This is a genomic window from Noviherbaspirillum sp. L7-7A (assembly GCF_019052805.1).
In the GTDB taxonomy this organism is placed as follows: domain Bacteria; phylum Pseudomonadota; class Gammaproteobacteria; order Burkholderiales; family Burkholderiaceae_D; genus Noviherbaspirillum_A.
This window is the reverse complement of sequence record NZ_JAHQRJ010000001.1, coordinates 3,311,501-3,326,061: the sequence shown is the minus strand read 5'-3', so window position 1 is coordinate 3,326,061 and position 14,561 is coordinate 3,311,501. Positions and strand designations below refer to the sequence as shown.

Sequence of the window (14,561 nt, the reverse complement as noted above, 5' to 3'; positions counted from 1 at the left end):
TTCAACCTTACTTCGCCACCGGCATCGTGAATTCCGCACCCTTGTCGATGGATTGCGGCCAGCGCTGCATGATGGACTTGTAGCGGGTGTAGAACCGCACGCCCTCCTCGCCATAGATATGGGCGTCGCCAAACAGCGAGCGCTTCCAGCCGCCGAAGGAATGCCAGGCCATCGGCACCGGGATGGGCACGTTCACGCCCACCATGCCCACCTCGATGCGGCGCGAGAATTCGCGGGCCGTATTGCCGTCCGAGGTGAACAGCGACACGCCATTGCCGTATTCGTGGGCATTGATCAGTTCCACCGCCGACTTCAGGTCGGGCACGCGCACCACGCACAGCACCGGCCCGAAAATCTCTTCCTGGTAGATCTTCATTTCCGGCGTCACCTGGTCGAACAGGGTGCCACCCAGGAAGAAGCCGTTTTCATGGCCAGGCACCTTCAGGCCGCGGCCATCGACCAGCAGCCGGGCGCCGGCGCGCACGCCTTCCTCGATATAGCCTTCGATCTTGGCCTTGTGCTGGGCGGTGACCACCGGGCCCATCTCGGCCGCGTCCTCCATGCCGTTCATGACCTTCAGCGACTTCACGCGCGGTATCAGCGCATCGATCAGCCTGTCGGCCACCTGCCCTACCGCCACCGCCACCGAGATGGCCATGCAGCGCTCGCCAGCCGAGCCATAGGCCGCGCCAATCAGCGCATCCACTGCCTGGTCCAGGTCGGCGTCCGGCATCACCACCAGGTGGTTCTTGGCGCCGCCCAGCGCCTGCACCCGCAGCGGCCAGGCGCCCTTGCGGCGCGCGCCTTCGGTATAGATGTATTCCGCGATCGGGGTCGAGCCGACAAAGGACACCGCCTTCACATCCGGATGCTGGATCAGCGCATCCACCGCCACCTTGTCGCCCTGCACCACATTGAAGACGCCGTCCGGCAGTCCGGCCTGCTTCAGCAGGTCGGCCATCATCAGCGACGGCGACGGATCGCGCTCGGATGGCTTGAGCACGAAGGTGTTGCCGGTTGCCAGCGCCATGGGCGCCATCCACAGCGGCACCATGACCGGGAAATTGAACGGCGTGATGCCGGCGGTGACGCCCAGCGGCTGGCGCAGCTGCCAGTTGTCGATGCCGCCGCCGATATTGTCGGTGAACTGGGTTTTCAGGAGCTGCGGCACGCCGCAGGCGAATTCAACGATCTCCAGGCCGCGGATCACCTCCCCTTTCGCATCCGAAAATACCTTGCCGTGTTCCCGCGTAATCGCCCTGGCCAGGTCGTCATGATGCCGTTCGATCAGTTCCTTGAACTTCGACAGGATGCGTGCCCGCTTCAGCGGCGCCGTGTCGGCCCATGCCGGCGCGGCAGCGTTTGCCGCCGCCACCGCCGCATTCACATCGGCCACGCTGGCCAGCGCCACCTGGGCACCGACTTCGCCAGTCGCGGGATTGGTCACATCCTGGCTGCGGTCGCCGGACGATGCGGTGATGGTGCCATTGATGAAGTGCTCGATGCGTGCGGGCTGGCTCATGGAAATCCTCATGAATGATTGATGTTCGATGGCGCACAGGATAACGATGACCAACTGGCAAATCCAATGAGTTATGCTGGCGACCAATATAAGGAATTTTTATAAAGCTAAACTTCTATGGATTTCAATCAGTTACGTGCATTCGTCACCATCGCCCAGGAAGCGAACCTGACCCGCGCCGCCGAGCGTCTGCATTTGACGCAGCCTGCCGTCAGCCTGCAATTAAAGGCCCTGCAAAGTACGCTGGGCCTGCAACTGTTTCATCGCACCGCAGCCGGCATGATGCTAACCGATGACGGTGCCAAACTGCTTCCGTTTGCCGAACGGGTATTGGCCAGCTTGATGGAATTCCGCCAAGGCGCCGATGCATTGCATTCCACCCTGTCGGGCACGCTCTCGATAGGCACGATACTCGATCCCGAATTCATCCGACTTGGCGCATTTTTGAAGCGACTTGTCGAATCTTACCCGCAATTATCAACACAACTTCAGCAGGGCATGTCGGGCTCGGTGCTTCAGCAGATCAAGAACGGTGGACTCGACGTCGGTTTTTACCTTGGCATTCCCGGCAAGGAATTCAGTTATCAGGCGCTGACTTCCTTTAATTACTATGTGCTGGCGCCGCAAGGCTGGAAAAATCGGGTCGCCGGCCGCGACTGGAAATCGCTGGCCAGCCTTCCATGGATATGGACGCCACCCGAATCCGCCCATAACCGACTGCTTACAAAAGTGTTTGCACAACATAAGGTGTCACCGCACAAGGTGGCGATGGTGGATCAGGAACCGTCCATGCTTGATCTCGTGAAATCCGGCGTCGGCTTGGCGCTAGCCAGGGACTCCGTCGCACTGCGGGAAGCCCAGGCACGTGGCCTGGTGATTGCCGATCAGGTCAGTCTGGCAATGGATTTGAGCTTCGTTTGCCAGGCAAAGCGTGCCCAGGAACCCATCATCCAGGCCGTTTTTTCCTTGTTGAAAACCGTCTGGGAGCGGTGAATTTCCTTAAATTTCAATCACTTGAACTGTGGACAAACCTATGGATATCCGGTTGCCGGCTTGTGCATAAGCGCGGATATCCAAAACTTCCGATTTTTGTTCAGAAGCTATCACGTTAACATACAGGGCTTATCCAGCCTTTATCCCCGTTTCAAGTAATTGATTTAAAAGGCGTTACGAGACTTACTCACAGAAAAAATCACCGGTTAACACTATTACTAGATTTGTATACAGCTATTTAAGATAAAACCAGATACGCGGTTTTATGCGGCTTCCGGGCCTTTGAAAGAGAAAAAATGGACAGAAAACCGTACCGACTTGGCATCATCAGCGCGCTTCAGGAAGAACAGGCAGGCCTGATCACCCAAATGCGCGATGGAAAAATTTTTACCCGTGGCAAGAGAGACTATGTCCACGGCAATTTGTGGGGAATCGATTGCATCTGCGTCTTGTCCAGATTGGGAAAAGTTGCTTCAGCTGCAACAGCTGCCATGTTGATCGAGCGTTTCGACGTTTCTCATCTGTTATTTACCGGCGTTGCCGGATCTGCCGACCCCGAAGTGCGGGTTGGCGACATCGTTATTGCAAGCGAGCTTGTGCAACACGACATGGACACGCGCCCGCTTTTTCCGCGATTTGAAATTCCACTCACCGGGCTTTCCCGATTTCCAAGCGATGCGCAAATTAATCGTTATCTGCTGGAAGCAGCCACCAATTTCCTGGACCAGGATTTGCTGACTGAGATATCCGAGGAAAACCGCGCGAATTTCAATCTGCATCAGCCCCGCCTACATCAGGGACTGATTGCCAGCGGCGATGAATTCATTGCCAGCGCATCAAGACTGCAAGAATTAAAGAGGGATTTTCCGGATTTACTGGCTGTCGAGATGGAAGGCGCTGCGGTTGCCCAGGTGTGCCATGAATTTGGCATACCGTTTTCCGTGATTCGCACCATCTCTGACAACGCCAACGAAGACTCTGCAGTCGATTTTCTTTCCTTTATTCGGCACGTCGCTTCTGTCTACGCATTTCATACGATACGCAGGTTGTCTGCTCTGCTGCCTTGAGGCCGTTTGTTAACCCCCCCTGCTTCAGGTTTGCGCTGTTTATTTAATCAAGGTTTTTGTATACGAATAGTAGTAGTTGTTAACGCATGCCCATTATTGTGGATAACAATAAAAAAATTCATGAAATCAACCACTTGGAAATTTCATAAATCCTGCATAAGCCCTGTATTTTGCAGTGGGCGATTCTGTACAAGAATCCTGTCCGGCGCAAAGACGGTTTTATCCCCACAAGCTGCACAGCTTATCCAAAGCCTTATCCACATCGCGGAGCATGGATGAAACGCCCATTAACGGTCGTCGTGAGCGGCCTGGGCGTTGCCCAGATCATTTCCTGGGGCAGTCTTTATTACCCGATTGCCGTGCTTGGCGAGCGCATGCAACAGGACTTGCAGATCAGTTCAAGCATGCTGTTTGCCGCCTTTACATTAAGCCTGTCCATCTCGGGCTTGGCGGCGCCGGCAGTCGCGAGGCTGATGGAAGCCCATGGCGCCCGCGCCGTGCTGTGCTCCGGGTCTGTCCTGTCCATGCTGGCTTTGTGCCTGCTTGCGGCCGCCAGCGGGCCTCTAAGCCTGTTTGGCGCAGCCATCCTTGCTGGTTTTGCGATGTCCGCATGCTTATATGACGCAGGTTTCATGGCATTGAACCAGATTGCAGGCGACGCCTATCGGCGCTCTGTCACAGGATTAACCTTGTTTGGCGGTTTTGCCAGCACGCTTTCCTGGCCAGTATCCCAATTCCTGATGGCCATGGCTGGATGGCGCCAGGCGCTGCTGTTCTATGCATTGCTGCAGATCCTCGTCTGCCTGCCACTGCACGCGTGCCTGTTGCCAGCGAACGGCCGCAAGCACGGCAGCCTTCCTGACCGTCCTGCAATCGAGAACCAGGCGCCTGACATTGCCTGGCTGGCGCTTGCCTTTGCGGCGGGCAGCTTCGTGCTGTCGGTATTGTCAGTACACCTGATCGGCATGTTTCGCACGGCTGGCCTGAGCGATGCACAGGCGGTCATGATTGCGGCGCTGGTCGGGCCAACCCAGGTGCTCGGGCGACTGCTGGAGCTGGGCATGGGCCGCAACACGCGCGCGGTGCATGTGGGCACCATGACCTTCGCGGCAATGATATTGGGAATGACAGCGCTGTTCCTGCTGGATGGCTCGACGCAACTGGCCTATCTTGTGGCCGCGCTGTATGGCATCAGCAACGGATTAATGACCATCGTCCGGGGCATCGTGCCCGCCGAGCTGTATGGCCGCCATGATTACACCACCCTGCTGGGCCGGCTGGCCCGGCCCGCATTCGTTGCGCGGGCCCTGGCGCCATTCGGCTTTACCCTGGCGCTGGCCACCCTGGGGCAGACATCCACGATGCTGCTGCTGCTGGCAATGAGCATGATGGCCAGCATGGCTTACTGGGTGGCTGTGCGGCATGCCAGGCGCAGGAGCATTAAGCAGCATGGGGACTAGCTTCTGCCGCCATGGTCATCAGATGTTCGCGCATCCACTTGTGCGCCAGATTGTGCGCATCGCGCTCATGCCACAGCATGTCCACATGCACATCAGGCATGTCGAATGGCAGCTCGAGGTCAACCAGTTCGTAGCTGATGCCGGTGGAAGCAATCAAATGACGCGGCAGCACCGTAATCAGGTCGGAATTGGCGACGACCCGGCCTGCCGTGAAAAACTGATTCACGGTCAGCAGAATGCGGCGTTCCCGCCCCATGCGGGCCAATGCATCGTCCACCAGTCCCCTGGCCCGGCCTGAAAAACTGACGAGCAAATGCTTGGCCTGGCAATAATCGTCCACCGTCAACGGGCCTTTCGCCAGGGGATGATCCCGGCGCATTACACACACATATTTGCCGGAATACAGGCGCTCGTGCCTGATTGCCGTTGCCACTTCTCCCGAAAGCTGCGCCACCACTCCCGGAAAGAAGCCGATGGCCAGGTCGATGTCCGCGCGCAGCAGCATCGGACGTGGTTCACGGGTGGTAAGCGGCATCATCCTGATGCTCAAGCCCGGCGCCTCCTTTTCAATGGCGCGCATAAGCGAAGGTAATGCCAGTGCGGCGGTTGCATCGGCCATCGCCAGCCGAAAGGTCGCTGTTGCCTGCGAGACGTCAAAGGTATGGGGCGCCACGGCTTCCTGCAACTGCGCAAGCGCTCTGCGCACTGCCGGCCACAGGCTTTCCGCCCTGGGTGTCGGCTTCACTCCATGCGCGGTCCGTACCACGATGTCATCGTTCAGTGCATCACGCAGGCGGCGGATGGCGTTCGATACCGCAGGCTGGGTCATCGCCAGGCGACTTGCCGCGCGTGTCAGGTTCTGCTCGCTCATGACAGCATCGAAGACGCGCAACAGATTCAGATCCAGGCTCAGGAAGCTCACCCGCGTACCTCTTCTTTGGCCCAAACCTTATTCATGAGAAACATAACGGCTATCCAAACAGAAAATTGGCTTTCGATCTTATGCCTACTTATACTGCATCGCAACATATGAGTGTTTCGAAGAAATTTTTTACAGAATAACTGGTCGGGAGTTGCCTTATGTCGTTCATGTCCATTGCCTTTCCGCTTGAAGCTGCAGTTTCCTTTGCCGGGGTCGCCGCTGGCGCCGCGCGCCCGCTGCTTGGCGTAAGCTTGTTTGCTACCCTGCTGCTGGTTTTCAAACCCCTGCTCAAGGGCCTGATCCAGGCTGCCATCCTGCTGATGGCACCACGCAAATCGCTGGAAGAGCGTCGCTTCGCGCAAAAGCTGCGTGGCATCGCCATGTTGCACAGCATGGCCTGTGAATACGAACGTAGCCAGCCTAACCTGGCCGCCGAGCTGCGGCAGATTGCATCGCGTGGTTAAGTCATTTAGTTAAGCAATCTTCTCTCACATTAATAAATCTGGTTGAGGTAGAAGCGATCAAAGAAACTTTGGCCTGCGTCAGATGTTTTTTCAGGTTGTCTCCTCCTCCCACTCGGGAAGGTTAGCCCCTCGGACAATAGTCTAGAGGGGCATTTTTTATGGCTTTTTTCTTTGCAGTCGACTGAAATTCAATGACAGCGTCAGCAATCCCACCGCACCAAGGATGAGAACGGTGGTTGTACTGCTGTAATCGGCCAGCAGGCCGGCCATTCCAACGCCGGCAGACTGCCCGATGAAGAAGCAGGATGCAAACGCCGACACGGCGGCGCCACGGCGTTCGGGCGCCATCTGCGTGGCATTGATTTGCAAGGTGTTGTGCAGCATGTAAAAGCCCACGCCAGCAAAGAAGCAGCCGGGAAGCGCCCAGATCCAGTGTGGCCCTATGCCGATGCCCAGCAGCGACAAGGAGGCAATCATGCCGCCCCAGAGCGTCAGTCCGGCCTCCCCAAGCCGGCGCACCAGCGTTCTCGCGGCCGTGGCGAACAACACGCCGCCAAACCCGAAGAGCATGACCAGCAAGCCCGCCTTCGACAAGGGCAAGCCGTGGACCACATGGACGTGGGTAGCGATGAACGCAAATGCACCGTACAGGAAGAGGCCTTCCAGAAATACCGTTGCGAGCACGATTCGCGCCCATTTTCCTGACAACACCTGCGAAAACTCACGCATCATCCGGCGTCCGGCGGCCCCTTCTCCCTGCACCGTTTGTCTCGCATGTTCCGGCAGCCTTCTGTTCAGGGAAAACAGCTTCAGGCTGATCAGTACAAAGCCCATGGCAATGCCAAAAAACGGAATACGCCAGTTCAGGTAATCCGCAGCCATTCCGCCGACGAATACCCCTGCCGATACGCCAAGGATCTGCCCGATCAAAAATCGTGCGAGCACCGGTTGCCGGTCTTCATACGCAATGACGTCGCCTATCCATGCCATCGAAAGGGGAATCAAGGCAGCCGCGGTAGCGCCGGCCAGAAAACGTGCTGCCAGCAGCAGAGGAAAATTAGGCGCAATTGCGCAGAGTAATGCGGTCATCGCGCAGCAAGCGCTTGCCCAGGCGATCACCAGGTATTTTCCGAACCGGTCTCCCAACGGGCCGAAAAACAGCTGCGATATGCCATAAGCGACCGAAAAACAGGTGATGACATCCGAAGCGCTGGCCAAGGATACGCCAAAATCCGCTGCCAGGCGCGGTAGCTGAGCATCCGTTAAACGCAGCGACATGCCGCTGCCAAAGGCGGCCAGCGACAGAGCCAGAACAGCGGTGGGGGGAATCGATGTTGCATGTTTCATAAAGTCAGCCGGAGGAAGTCTTGCAGTTGCCTGGCGCCCACCCTACAGCACCAGCTGGCTGGCGAAATGCCTGGTCTCGCCGCTCAGAGGATCGATGAAGCGTACTGAACGGGACAACAGCTTCAACGGCGAAGACACATCGTCCGCCTTGCATGGCAAGGCATCGGGATAAAACGCATCATTGACGATGGGGATGCCCAGACTGGCCATATGCAGCCGCAGCTGGTGTTTGCGGCCGGTCAACGGCTCCAGGCGATACAGCACATGGTCGCCACAAGTTTCGATTGGCGTAATCACGGTTTCCGAATTCGGCTCGCCAGGAACTTCCGTCATGCGGAAGAAAGGCGTCCCGTCCACCATCCGGCTGCGGTAGGTCAACGGGAAGTCGACATCGGGCAGCGGGTCGGCAAGCGCTTCATACACCTTGCTGACCGCCCTCCGCTGGAACAGCGACTGGTATTGCCCGCGGCTGGCCGGGTCGACTGAAAACAGCATCACGCCAGCGGTTTCCCGATCCAGCCTGTGAATGGGCGACAAATGCGCCAGCCCGGTCTTGCGCCTGAGCCGAACCAGCAGGGTTTCCTGCAAAAATCGTCCGCTAGGCGTGACCGGAAGAAAGTGCGGCTTGTCGACCACCAGGAGGTGCGCATCTGCATGCAGTATGGTTTCCTCGAAGGGAATCGGGGTTTCCGGCGGCAGCTCGCGATAGTAAAAAATCTTGGCATTCTGCCGGCAGGCCGTATCGGTCCGCATGGGCATGCCACGATCGTCCACCACTTCGCCACGGGCCAGGCGGCTTTCCCACACCGGGCGCGGGACAGCCGGAAACTGCTGCGTCAGGAAGTCGAGCAGGTTGCCATTGCAACCTGCCGGCAAAATGACAAAGCTGGGGGCCACGCCATCGCGCATTGGTAGCGTCATGGCATGCCCTTCCCCGTTGCTGCCGGCCGCTTACCCAAGGGATGTGTCATCTTCAGTAAAGCACTACCGAACGGATCGACTCGCCCCGCTTCATCAGATCGAAGCCTTCGTTGATCCGGTCCAGCGGCAAGGTATGCGTAATCAGGTCGTCGATGTTCAGCTTGCCTTCCATATACCAGTCGACGATCTTCGGCACATCGGTACGCCCCCGTGCGCCGCCAAAGGCGGAACCCTTCCACACCCTGCCTGTGACCAGCTGGAATGGCCGGGTACTGATTTCCTCGCCTGCTGCAGCCACACCGATGATGATGGACTGGCCCCAGCCCTTGTGACAGCACTCCAGCGACTGCCGCATGGTAGTCGTATTGCCTATGCATTCGAAGGAATAGTCGGCGCCGCCGTCGGTGAGCTCGATGATGTGATCGACGACATTCTCGACATTGCCTGGATTGACGAAATGCGTCATGCCGAACTTGCGCGCCATCGCCTCCCGCTCCGGATTGAGATCGACACCGATAATCCCGTTTGCGCCCACCATTTTCGCTGCCTGGATGACATTCAGGCCGATGCCGCCAAGCCCGAATACCACCACATTCGCCCCTGCCTCGACCTTGGCCGTAAACAGCACCGCGCCCACGCCCGTGGTAACGCCGCATCCGATATAACAAACCTTGTCGAAGGGTGCATCCGACCTGATTTTTGCAACGGCAATCTCCGGTACGACAATATGGTTGGCAAAGGTCGACGTACCCATGTAATGAAAAACCGGTTTGCCATCAAGGGAAAAACGCGAGGTCGCGTCCGGCATGAGTCCCCTGCCCTGAGTGGCACGGATTGCCTGGCAGAGATTGGTTTTCTGCGACAGGCAGAATTTGCACTGGCGGCATTCCGGCGTATAGAGCGGAATGACATGATCACCGGCCCGCAAGGACTTTACATCCGGACCGACGTCGACCACGATGCCGGCGCCCTCATGTCCGAGAATGGAAGGAAAAATGCCTTCGGGGTCCGCACCCGACAAGGTGTAGTAATCGGTGTGACAGATGCCTGTCGCCTTGACCTCGATAAGCACTTCACCCGCTTTGGGTCCTTGCAAGTCAACGTCCTCGATGGTCAGCGGCGCACCGGCTTTCCAGGCAATTGCTGCTTTCGTCTTCATTCATGTTCCCTTTAAATCGCGATTCAATACTTATGGTACCGACAAGCAATCAGTATAAACGATGATCGGAATATTGATCTCCAATAATCGGTTACCCGTTCTATAAAGAGGTCTTTAAGTTTTTTGAAGCTAATGATTGTTCTTGCCTTAGAAGTAAGAACTTAAATTCGGACGAACAACGGTTTCATCATCCTCGTCCTTATTAAGGAGAAACATCATGAAAAAGAAAGGCGCTTTTAAAAAAAATAACGCAAGAAAAATAAAAACCACAAAAAAAAACCAGAGTTTTAGAATGCCCATTTTTCTGGCTTTTGCATCGCTTTACACGTCGAATGCAAGCGCGTTACCACAAGGTCCCTTAATTGCTTCGGGTTCTATTGATGTCGTTAACAACCACCGTGGCATGGAGATCAGGCAGGCGACTGACAAGGCTATCATTAACTGGCAGCAGTTTGGCATCGCATCGGGAGAAACGGTCAACTTCATTCAGCCTTCAAGTTCTTCCCTGATACTGAACCGCGTAACAGGACTGGACGCGAGTTTGATTAATGGGAGGTTGACTGCGAATGGCCAGGTATTTATTGTCAACCCCAATGGGGTGCTGTTGGGTGAGGGTGCACAAATTAATGCCGGAGGCATTGTAGCCAGTACCCTGGGTATATCAGACAAGAACTTTATGGATGGAAATTTTCAGTTTTCCAAAACTTCCAGCCTGCCAACTTCGGTAAAAAACTCGGGATCTGTGACTGCCGCGGAAGGCGGTTATATTGTTTTTCTTTCTGATGAAGTCAAAAACAGTGGCGACCTGGATGCGTCAGGAGGGCGAGTACTGATGGGTGCCGGTGACCAGGCTGCTGTTTATTTTTCCAAAAATTCGCTGATCAGTTATGCGATCAATCGGGAAACTGCTAATGCTCTTGTAGAAAACTCCGGAAAAATCAAGGCAGCTGGCGGTACGATTTCCCTTGTGGCAAACGGCGTGGACGATTTAGGCAAACATGCAGTAGTTAATAATACCGGCGTCATTGAAGCAAAAACATTGAGCAATGTAAAAGGCAAAATAGAATTGCTTGCCGATTCCCAGCGCGGCGTAGTCAACCTTAATGGCACTTTGGATGCATCTGCGACAGACGGCCCCGGCGGTACGGTCCATGCATCTGCTGCACGGGTCTCCACAGGGGCTCTGTTGCAGAAATAAAGTAAGGGACGAGTTAACCTTGCTGTAGATGGATTTATGGCATAGCGACCGTAATTGGCGTGCCAAGGCGCGTAAAGCGATTCAGCACAGCGGCACGGACCTGTAATTCAGCGACTTGCCGATCAAAGTCACGGGCCATGATGCGTTCGCCAAGTAGCTTGAAGCAGCGCATCTTAGTCTCGACCAAACTTCGTCGGTGATAGCCACTCCATTTCTTCCAGATCGTTCGGCCCAGTCGGCGTGTCGCTCGTAGAATCTCATTTCGTGCCGTGGCACCAATGCGATTCATCTTCCATAGCTTGGCATTTTTCCGGATCGGGATTATGGCATCGGCCTGACGTCGTGCGATGGCTTCATGGCAGCCCTTCGTATCGTAAGCGCCATCACCACTGACGCTGGCGAGCAGCTCTTCTGGAGGAATCTGACCCAATAGGTTGGGCAACATAGGCGCATCGCCGATACTGTTGTCCGTCACTTCCATCGCGCGAATCTCGAGTGTGGAAGCATCAATGCCAAGATGGACTTTGCGCCATTGGCGGCGGTAATCAGCGCCATGCTTCCTGGTCTTCCATTCGCCTTCGCCCAGCATCTTGATGCCGGTGCTATCGACCAGCAGGTGCAGGCCGGTCGTGGTGGGCATGACTTCGATGGCAACGCGCAATTTCTTTTGCCGGCGGCTTATCGTGCTGTAGTCGGGGACGGGCCAGTCGAGGCCTGTCAATTGCAGCAAGCTTTGCGTCATGCCCATGGCCTGGCGTAGCGGCAAGCTGAACAGGCATTTGATACTCAGACAGAACTGAATGGCTTCGTCACTAAAGGTTGGACTTCGTCCACGCTTACCGTTTGCCTGGCCGTGCCAGTTCATAGTGGGATCGAGCCAGATCAGCAGAGAGCCACGCGCCTTTAATGCCGCGTTATAGGCTTTCCAGTTCGTCGTTTGGTACTTCCGAGCAGCGGGTTTCATGCACCCAGCCTACCCGAATTGCTGCCAATGCGCTTGGCTGCCCGATTTGCGCAACAAAGCCATAGCAATCTGTCAACCACCAACATTACGGTGAAAGCTCAGGGTAACAGACAGGTAGAAAGCGGCGATCTTGTCATCAATAATGCGATCTCATCCAGTGGACAAAACAAACTTAATTTAGAAGCTGAAAAAAATGTGTTGATTAACGCTTCCGTAAAGTTAGGCACCGGCGGGCTGAAAATTCGTACAGACGCCAACGGTACCAGCAGCGGTACTCTGATCTTTGGACAAGCTGGAAAGATCAATGCTGCCGATAATGCAGATATCGACATTTATACAAATGTAGAGAGCTTCAGAAACAACCGGATTTATGAAAACTTCATCACCAGCCCCTATCGTTTGTGGATGCTGGTGAACAACGTCAGCCAGTTGCAAAGGATAAATGAGAATCTGTCGGGCTATTATGCACTTGGTCGTGATATTGATGCGACCGAGACCACGTTGTGGAATCAGGGCACTGGCGGTTTGCCAAGGGATATATGGAACTACAACACAGGATTCATCCCGCTGGCTTTGAATGATGTCAAGCAGTTTTCGGGCAAGCTTGACGGCTTGAATCATATTATATCCAACTTGTATATAAACAGGCCTATTGGAAGCAAGATTGGCCTGTTCTCTTCCTCCAGTGGCGAAATCAAAAACCTTGGTCTGGTTGACGTCAACATCACGGGTAATGACTCGGTAGGCGCAATAGCCGGCCACAACAATGGAAATATTCACAATGTCTTCGTAACGGGAAGCGTATCCATTGACGTTAAGCCCGGATATTCGGAGATTTCTCCTAATTCTGCGGGAGGAATTACAGGAAAAAATGGATCCATGGGCGAGATCAAAAACGCCTATAGCCTGGCATCAGTGGCAGGGTCGTTCTTCGGTTCAGGGCTGGGTGGGATTGCCGGCACGAACGATGGAAAAATTGATAGCGCTTATGCACTATGGAATAATTCAAAAAATGGCATTGCAGGAATGAATAGTGGAAAAATTACCAATGCTTATTACACCACGGATGGAAAAGGAAAAACAAATGCATTTGTTTATGATCCAGGTAATGGCACCAGCTATGCGGAAAACGGCCAGTTAAGTGCATCGGCACTCAAGAATGCAAAGTTGAATTTCGATTTTGACGAGACTTGGACGCGCTATGACGGTTATACCTTTCCGCTGCTAAAGTCTTTTCTCAAGCCCCTGGAAATTTTATCAGTTGATGCAAATGTGACGAAAGCCTACGACGGTGTAGCGGTCCGGGTCCAACCAAAATTACTCTACTCTGATTTAAACGCAGTAGATTCGAAACATCTATATTCCACTTCTGACCCTAATTTTAACAGCCTGATGAACGTTGGTGAAATTTCGTATAAAAATCAAAAGAAATTCTGGTCAGATCAGCAAGGCTATTATCTTGAAAATCCGATTATTGATCAGCAAGCTTCGGTAAAAATCTACGCCAGGCCGATTCTTGTTGAAGCAAGCCCTGAGTCTAAACAGTTTGATGAATCGATTACCTCTTCTCTAACACCGCAAATTTCTAAGAATTACAACAGCGGCAATATGGGGCTTGTGGAAGGTGATGTGATGACAGCGCGCCAGGCATTTGATTCAAATGTGCCTGGAAACCGAACCTTACAAGTAGGTGAGGTTCAGATCATTAATGCTGAAGGAAAAAATGTTACTGAAAACTATCAAATCGTTAAGTCAAGCAGCAGTGGTTTAATTCGCGAGAAACCGTCGACTCAAGATCCGGGAACTAGCCCATCCAATCCGTCTGGTAAACCAGACCCTGCGTCACCAACAACACCTCCAGCGGATCCAGGCAAGCCAGCCGGAAACACGGATTTGCCAGTTTCAAACGATTCCACCCCTTCGTCCGGGGAGCTAGCGGGTAAAGGAGCAGGTGAACCTGGAAACGTCAGTATTGATCCTGGTGGTAAAGGCGAAAATAGCGGAAACACCAACAATACTGCCGATGCCGGTAATCAAAGCAATTCCAGGACACCACCATCCGGTTCCAAGCCAGTGAATAGTGATAGCAAATCGGAAAACTTTTTTGTTTGGGCGACCGTTGACAAAGATGAAGAGTATCGGACGCGGTCAAAAACGAGGAAAATGAAGAATACAGTTAGTTTATCCCTCGAAAATGACGGAATGAATTTGCCGATTGAACTAACACGATAAGGAACGAATAGCCAGTTCAGACAAGCTCATCATTCGCTTACTGTTTTCTTCTTTTCATCCACTTATAATCCGGAGGCGGGTCGGCTGCGCCAGCATGCCCCACCGAATCCGGATTTTCCGAAGACATCACAACAAAACAAACCGATTCTCCCGCACGTTGCCTTTGGCGCAGTTTTTCCATGAATTCCAGTGCAGCGCGCAGATCGGATGGAGGAAATAGTTCCTGGTAAGGGATTCTGGTTTCGTCGGCTATCTCAGTCCAGTAAACCATATACATGGCAGCTCCAGAGGCAGGTAGGCTAGCTTCAGACA

General features: G+C 54.4%; 13 protein-coding genes. 6 read left to right on the top strand and 7 right to left on the bottom strand.

Features of this window, described 5'->3' with window-relative positions; translation table 11 throughout:
* Window positions 1-7: 7 nt before the first annotated feature.
* Window positions 8-1,522: a CoA-acylating methylmalonate-semialdehyde dehydrogenase gene (locus tag KTQ42_RS15110; protein ID WP_217346235.1), complete on the bottom strand. Its 1,515-nt coding sequence runs from the start codon at window positions 1,520-1,522 to the stop codon at window positions 8-10.
* Between the two features lie 117 nt (window positions 1,523-1,639).
* On the opposite strand from KTQ42_RS15110, the gene KTQ42_RS15105 reads away from it, so the two are divergent.
* The 3 genes from KTQ42_RS15105 (at window position 1,640) to KTQ42_RS15095 (ending at window position 5,042) form a co-directional block, all read left to right on the top strand.
* Window positions 1,640-2,515 carry a LysR family transcriptional regulator gene (locus tag KTQ42_RS15105; protein WP_217346234.1) on the top strand — a complete coding sequence of 292 codons (876 nt, stop codon included), beginning with the start codon at window positions 1,640-1,642 and terminating at the stop codon, window positions 2,513-2,515.
* Between the two features lie 296 nt (window positions 2,516-2,811).
* Window positions 2,812-3,582 (top strand): 5'-methylthioadenosine/adenosylhomocysteine nucleosidase, encoded by a 771-nt coding sequence (locus tag KTQ42_RS15100; RefSeq protein WP_217346233.1) that lies wholly within the window; start codon window positions 2,812-2,814, stop codon window positions 3,580-3,582.
* A 275-nt stretch (window positions 3,583-3,857) separates the two neighbouring features.
* Window positions 3,858-5,042: an MFS transporter gene (locus KTQ42_RS15095; RefSeq protein WP_217346232.1), complete on the top strand. Its 1,185-nt coding sequence runs from the start codon at window positions 3,858-3,860 to the stop codon at window positions 5,040-5,042.
* Here the strand turns inward: KTQ42_RS15095 and KTQ42_RS15090 are convergent.
* Complete coding sequence (locus KTQ42_RS15090; protein WP_217346231.1) at window positions 5,023-5,964, bottom strand: LysR family transcriptional regulator; 942 nt, start codon at window positions 5,962-5,964, stop codon at window positions 5,023-5,025. The genes KTQ42_RS15095 and KTQ42_RS15090 overlap by 20 nt on opposite strands.
* A gap of 158 nt (window positions 5,965-6,122) precedes the next feature.
* Between KTQ42_RS15090 and KTQ42_RS15085 the strand changes: the two genes are divergently transcribed.
* Window positions 6,123-6,428, top strand: a complete 306-nt coding sequence (locus KTQ42_RS15085; protein WP_217346230.1) for a hypothetical protein — start codon at window positions 6,123-6,125, stop codon at window positions 6,426-6,428.
* Between the two features lie 156 nt (window positions 6,429-6,584).
* Here the strand turns inward: KTQ42_RS15085 and KTQ42_RS15080 are convergent, their stop codons facing one another.
* The 3 genes from KTQ42_RS15080 to KTQ42_RS15070 are packed head-to-tail and all read right to left on the bottom strand — an operon-like array spanning window position 6,585 to window position 9,855.
* Entirely contained in the window at window positions 6,585-7,775 is a 1,191-nt protein-coding gene (locus KTQ42_RS15080; RefSeq protein WP_217346229.1) for an MFS transporter, read from the bottom strand.
* A gap of 42 nt (window positions 7,776-7,817) precedes the next feature.
* Window positions 7,818-8,696 (bottom strand): pseudouridine synthase, encoded by an 879-nt coding sequence (locus KTQ42_RS15075; RefSeq protein ID WP_217346228.1) that lies wholly within the window; start codon window positions 8,694-8,696, stop codon window positions 7,818-7,820.
* Between the two features lie 52 nt (window positions 8,697-8,748).
* The gene (locus tag KTQ42_RS15070) at window positions 8,749-9,855 is read right to left on the bottom strand and encodes an S-(hydroxymethyl)glutathione dehydrogenase/class III alcohol dehydrogenase (RefSeq protein WP_217346227.1); all 1,107 of its coding nucleotides are present in this window, start codon (window positions 9,853-9,855) and stop codon (window positions 8,749-8,751) included.
* 217 nt (window positions 9,856-10,072) lie between these two features.
* Here KTQ42_RS15070 and KTQ42_RS15065 point away from each other — a divergent pair, with 217 nt between their 5' ends.
* Window positions 10,073-11,053 (top strand): filamentous hemagglutinin N-terminal domain-containing protein, encoded by a 981-nt coding sequence (locus KTQ42_RS15065; RefSeq protein WP_217346226.1) that lies wholly within the window; start codon window positions 10,073-10,075, stop codon window positions 11,051-11,053.
* Window positions 11,054-11,087: 34 nt separating this feature from the next.
* Here KTQ42_RS15065 and KTQ42_RS15060 read toward each other — a convergent pair whose 3' ends face one another.
* Window positions 11,088-12,017: an IS5 family transposase gene (locus KTQ42_RS15060; protein ID WP_217345312.1), complete on the bottom strand. Its 930-nt coding sequence runs from the start codon at window positions 12,015-12,017 to the stop codon at window positions 11,088-11,090.
* Window positions 12,018-12,044: 27 nt separating this feature from the next.
* Between KTQ42_RS15060 and KTQ42_RS15055 the strand changes: the two genes are divergently transcribed.
* Window positions 12,045-14,249 carry a hypothetical protein gene (locus KTQ42_RS15055; protein WP_217346225.1) on the top strand — a complete coding sequence of 735 codons (2,205 nt, stop codon included), beginning with the start codon at window positions 12,045-12,047 and terminating at the stop codon, window positions 14,247-14,249.
* A 37-nt stretch (window positions 14,250-14,286) separates the two neighbouring features.
* Here KTQ42_RS15055 and KTQ42_RS15050 read toward each other — a convergent pair whose 3' ends face one another.
* Window positions 14,287-14,526: a hypothetical protein gene (locus KTQ42_RS15050; protein ID WP_217346991.1), complete on the bottom strand. Its 240-nt coding sequence runs from the start codon at window positions 14,524-14,526 to the stop codon at window positions 14,287-14,289.
* Between the last annotated feature and the right edge of the window lie 35 nt (window positions 14,527-14,561).

Coding starts and splice junctions, on each gene's coding strand:
- KTQ42_RS15050 (WP_217346991.1), bottom strand. CDS start 14,526: ATGTATATGGTTTACTGGACTGAGATAGCCGACGAAACCAGAATCCCT.
- KTQ42_RS15085 (WP_217346230.1), top strand. CDS start 6,123: ATGTCGTTCATGTCCATTGCCTTTCCGCTTGAAGCTGCAGTTTCCTTT.
- KTQ42_RS15105 (WP_217346234.1), top strand. CDS start 1,640: ATGGATTTCAATCAGTTACGTGCATTCGTCACCATCGCCCAGGAAGCG.
- KTQ42_RS15070 (WP_217346227.1), bottom strand. CDS start 9,855: ATGAAGACGAAAGCAGCAATTGCCTGGAAAGCCGGTGCGCCGCTGACC.
- KTQ42_RS15100 (WP_217346233.1), top strand. CDS start 2,812: ATGGACAGAAAACCGTACCGACTTGGCATCATCAGCGCGCTTCAGGAA.
- KTQ42_RS15095 (WP_217346232.1), top strand. CDS start 3,858: ATGAAACGCCCATTAACGGTCGTCGTGAGCGGCCTGGGCGTTGCCCAG.
- KTQ42_RS15080 (WP_217346229.1), bottom strand. CDS start 7,775: ATGAAACATGCAACATCGATTCCCCCCACCGCTGTTCTGGCTCTGTCG.
- KTQ42_RS15060 (WP_217345312.1), bottom strand. CDS start 12,017: ATGAAACCCGCTGCTCGGAAGTACCAAACGACGAACTGGAAAGCCTAT.
- KTQ42_RS15055 (WP_217346225.1), top strand. CDS start 12,045: ATGCGCTTGGCTGCCCGATTTGCGCAACAAAGCCATAGCAATCTGTCA.
- KTQ42_RS15065 (WP_217346226.1), top strand. CDS start 10,073: ATGAAAAAGAAAGGCGCTTTTAAAAAAAATAACGCAAGAAAAATAAAA.
- KTQ42_RS15110 (WP_217346235.1), bottom strand. CDS start 1,522: ATGAGCCAGCCCGCACGCATCGAGCACTTCATCAATGGCACCATCACC.
- KTQ42_RS15075 (WP_217346228.1), bottom strand. CDS start 8,696: ATGACGCTACCAATGCGCGATGGCGTGGCCCCCAGCTTTGTCATTTTG.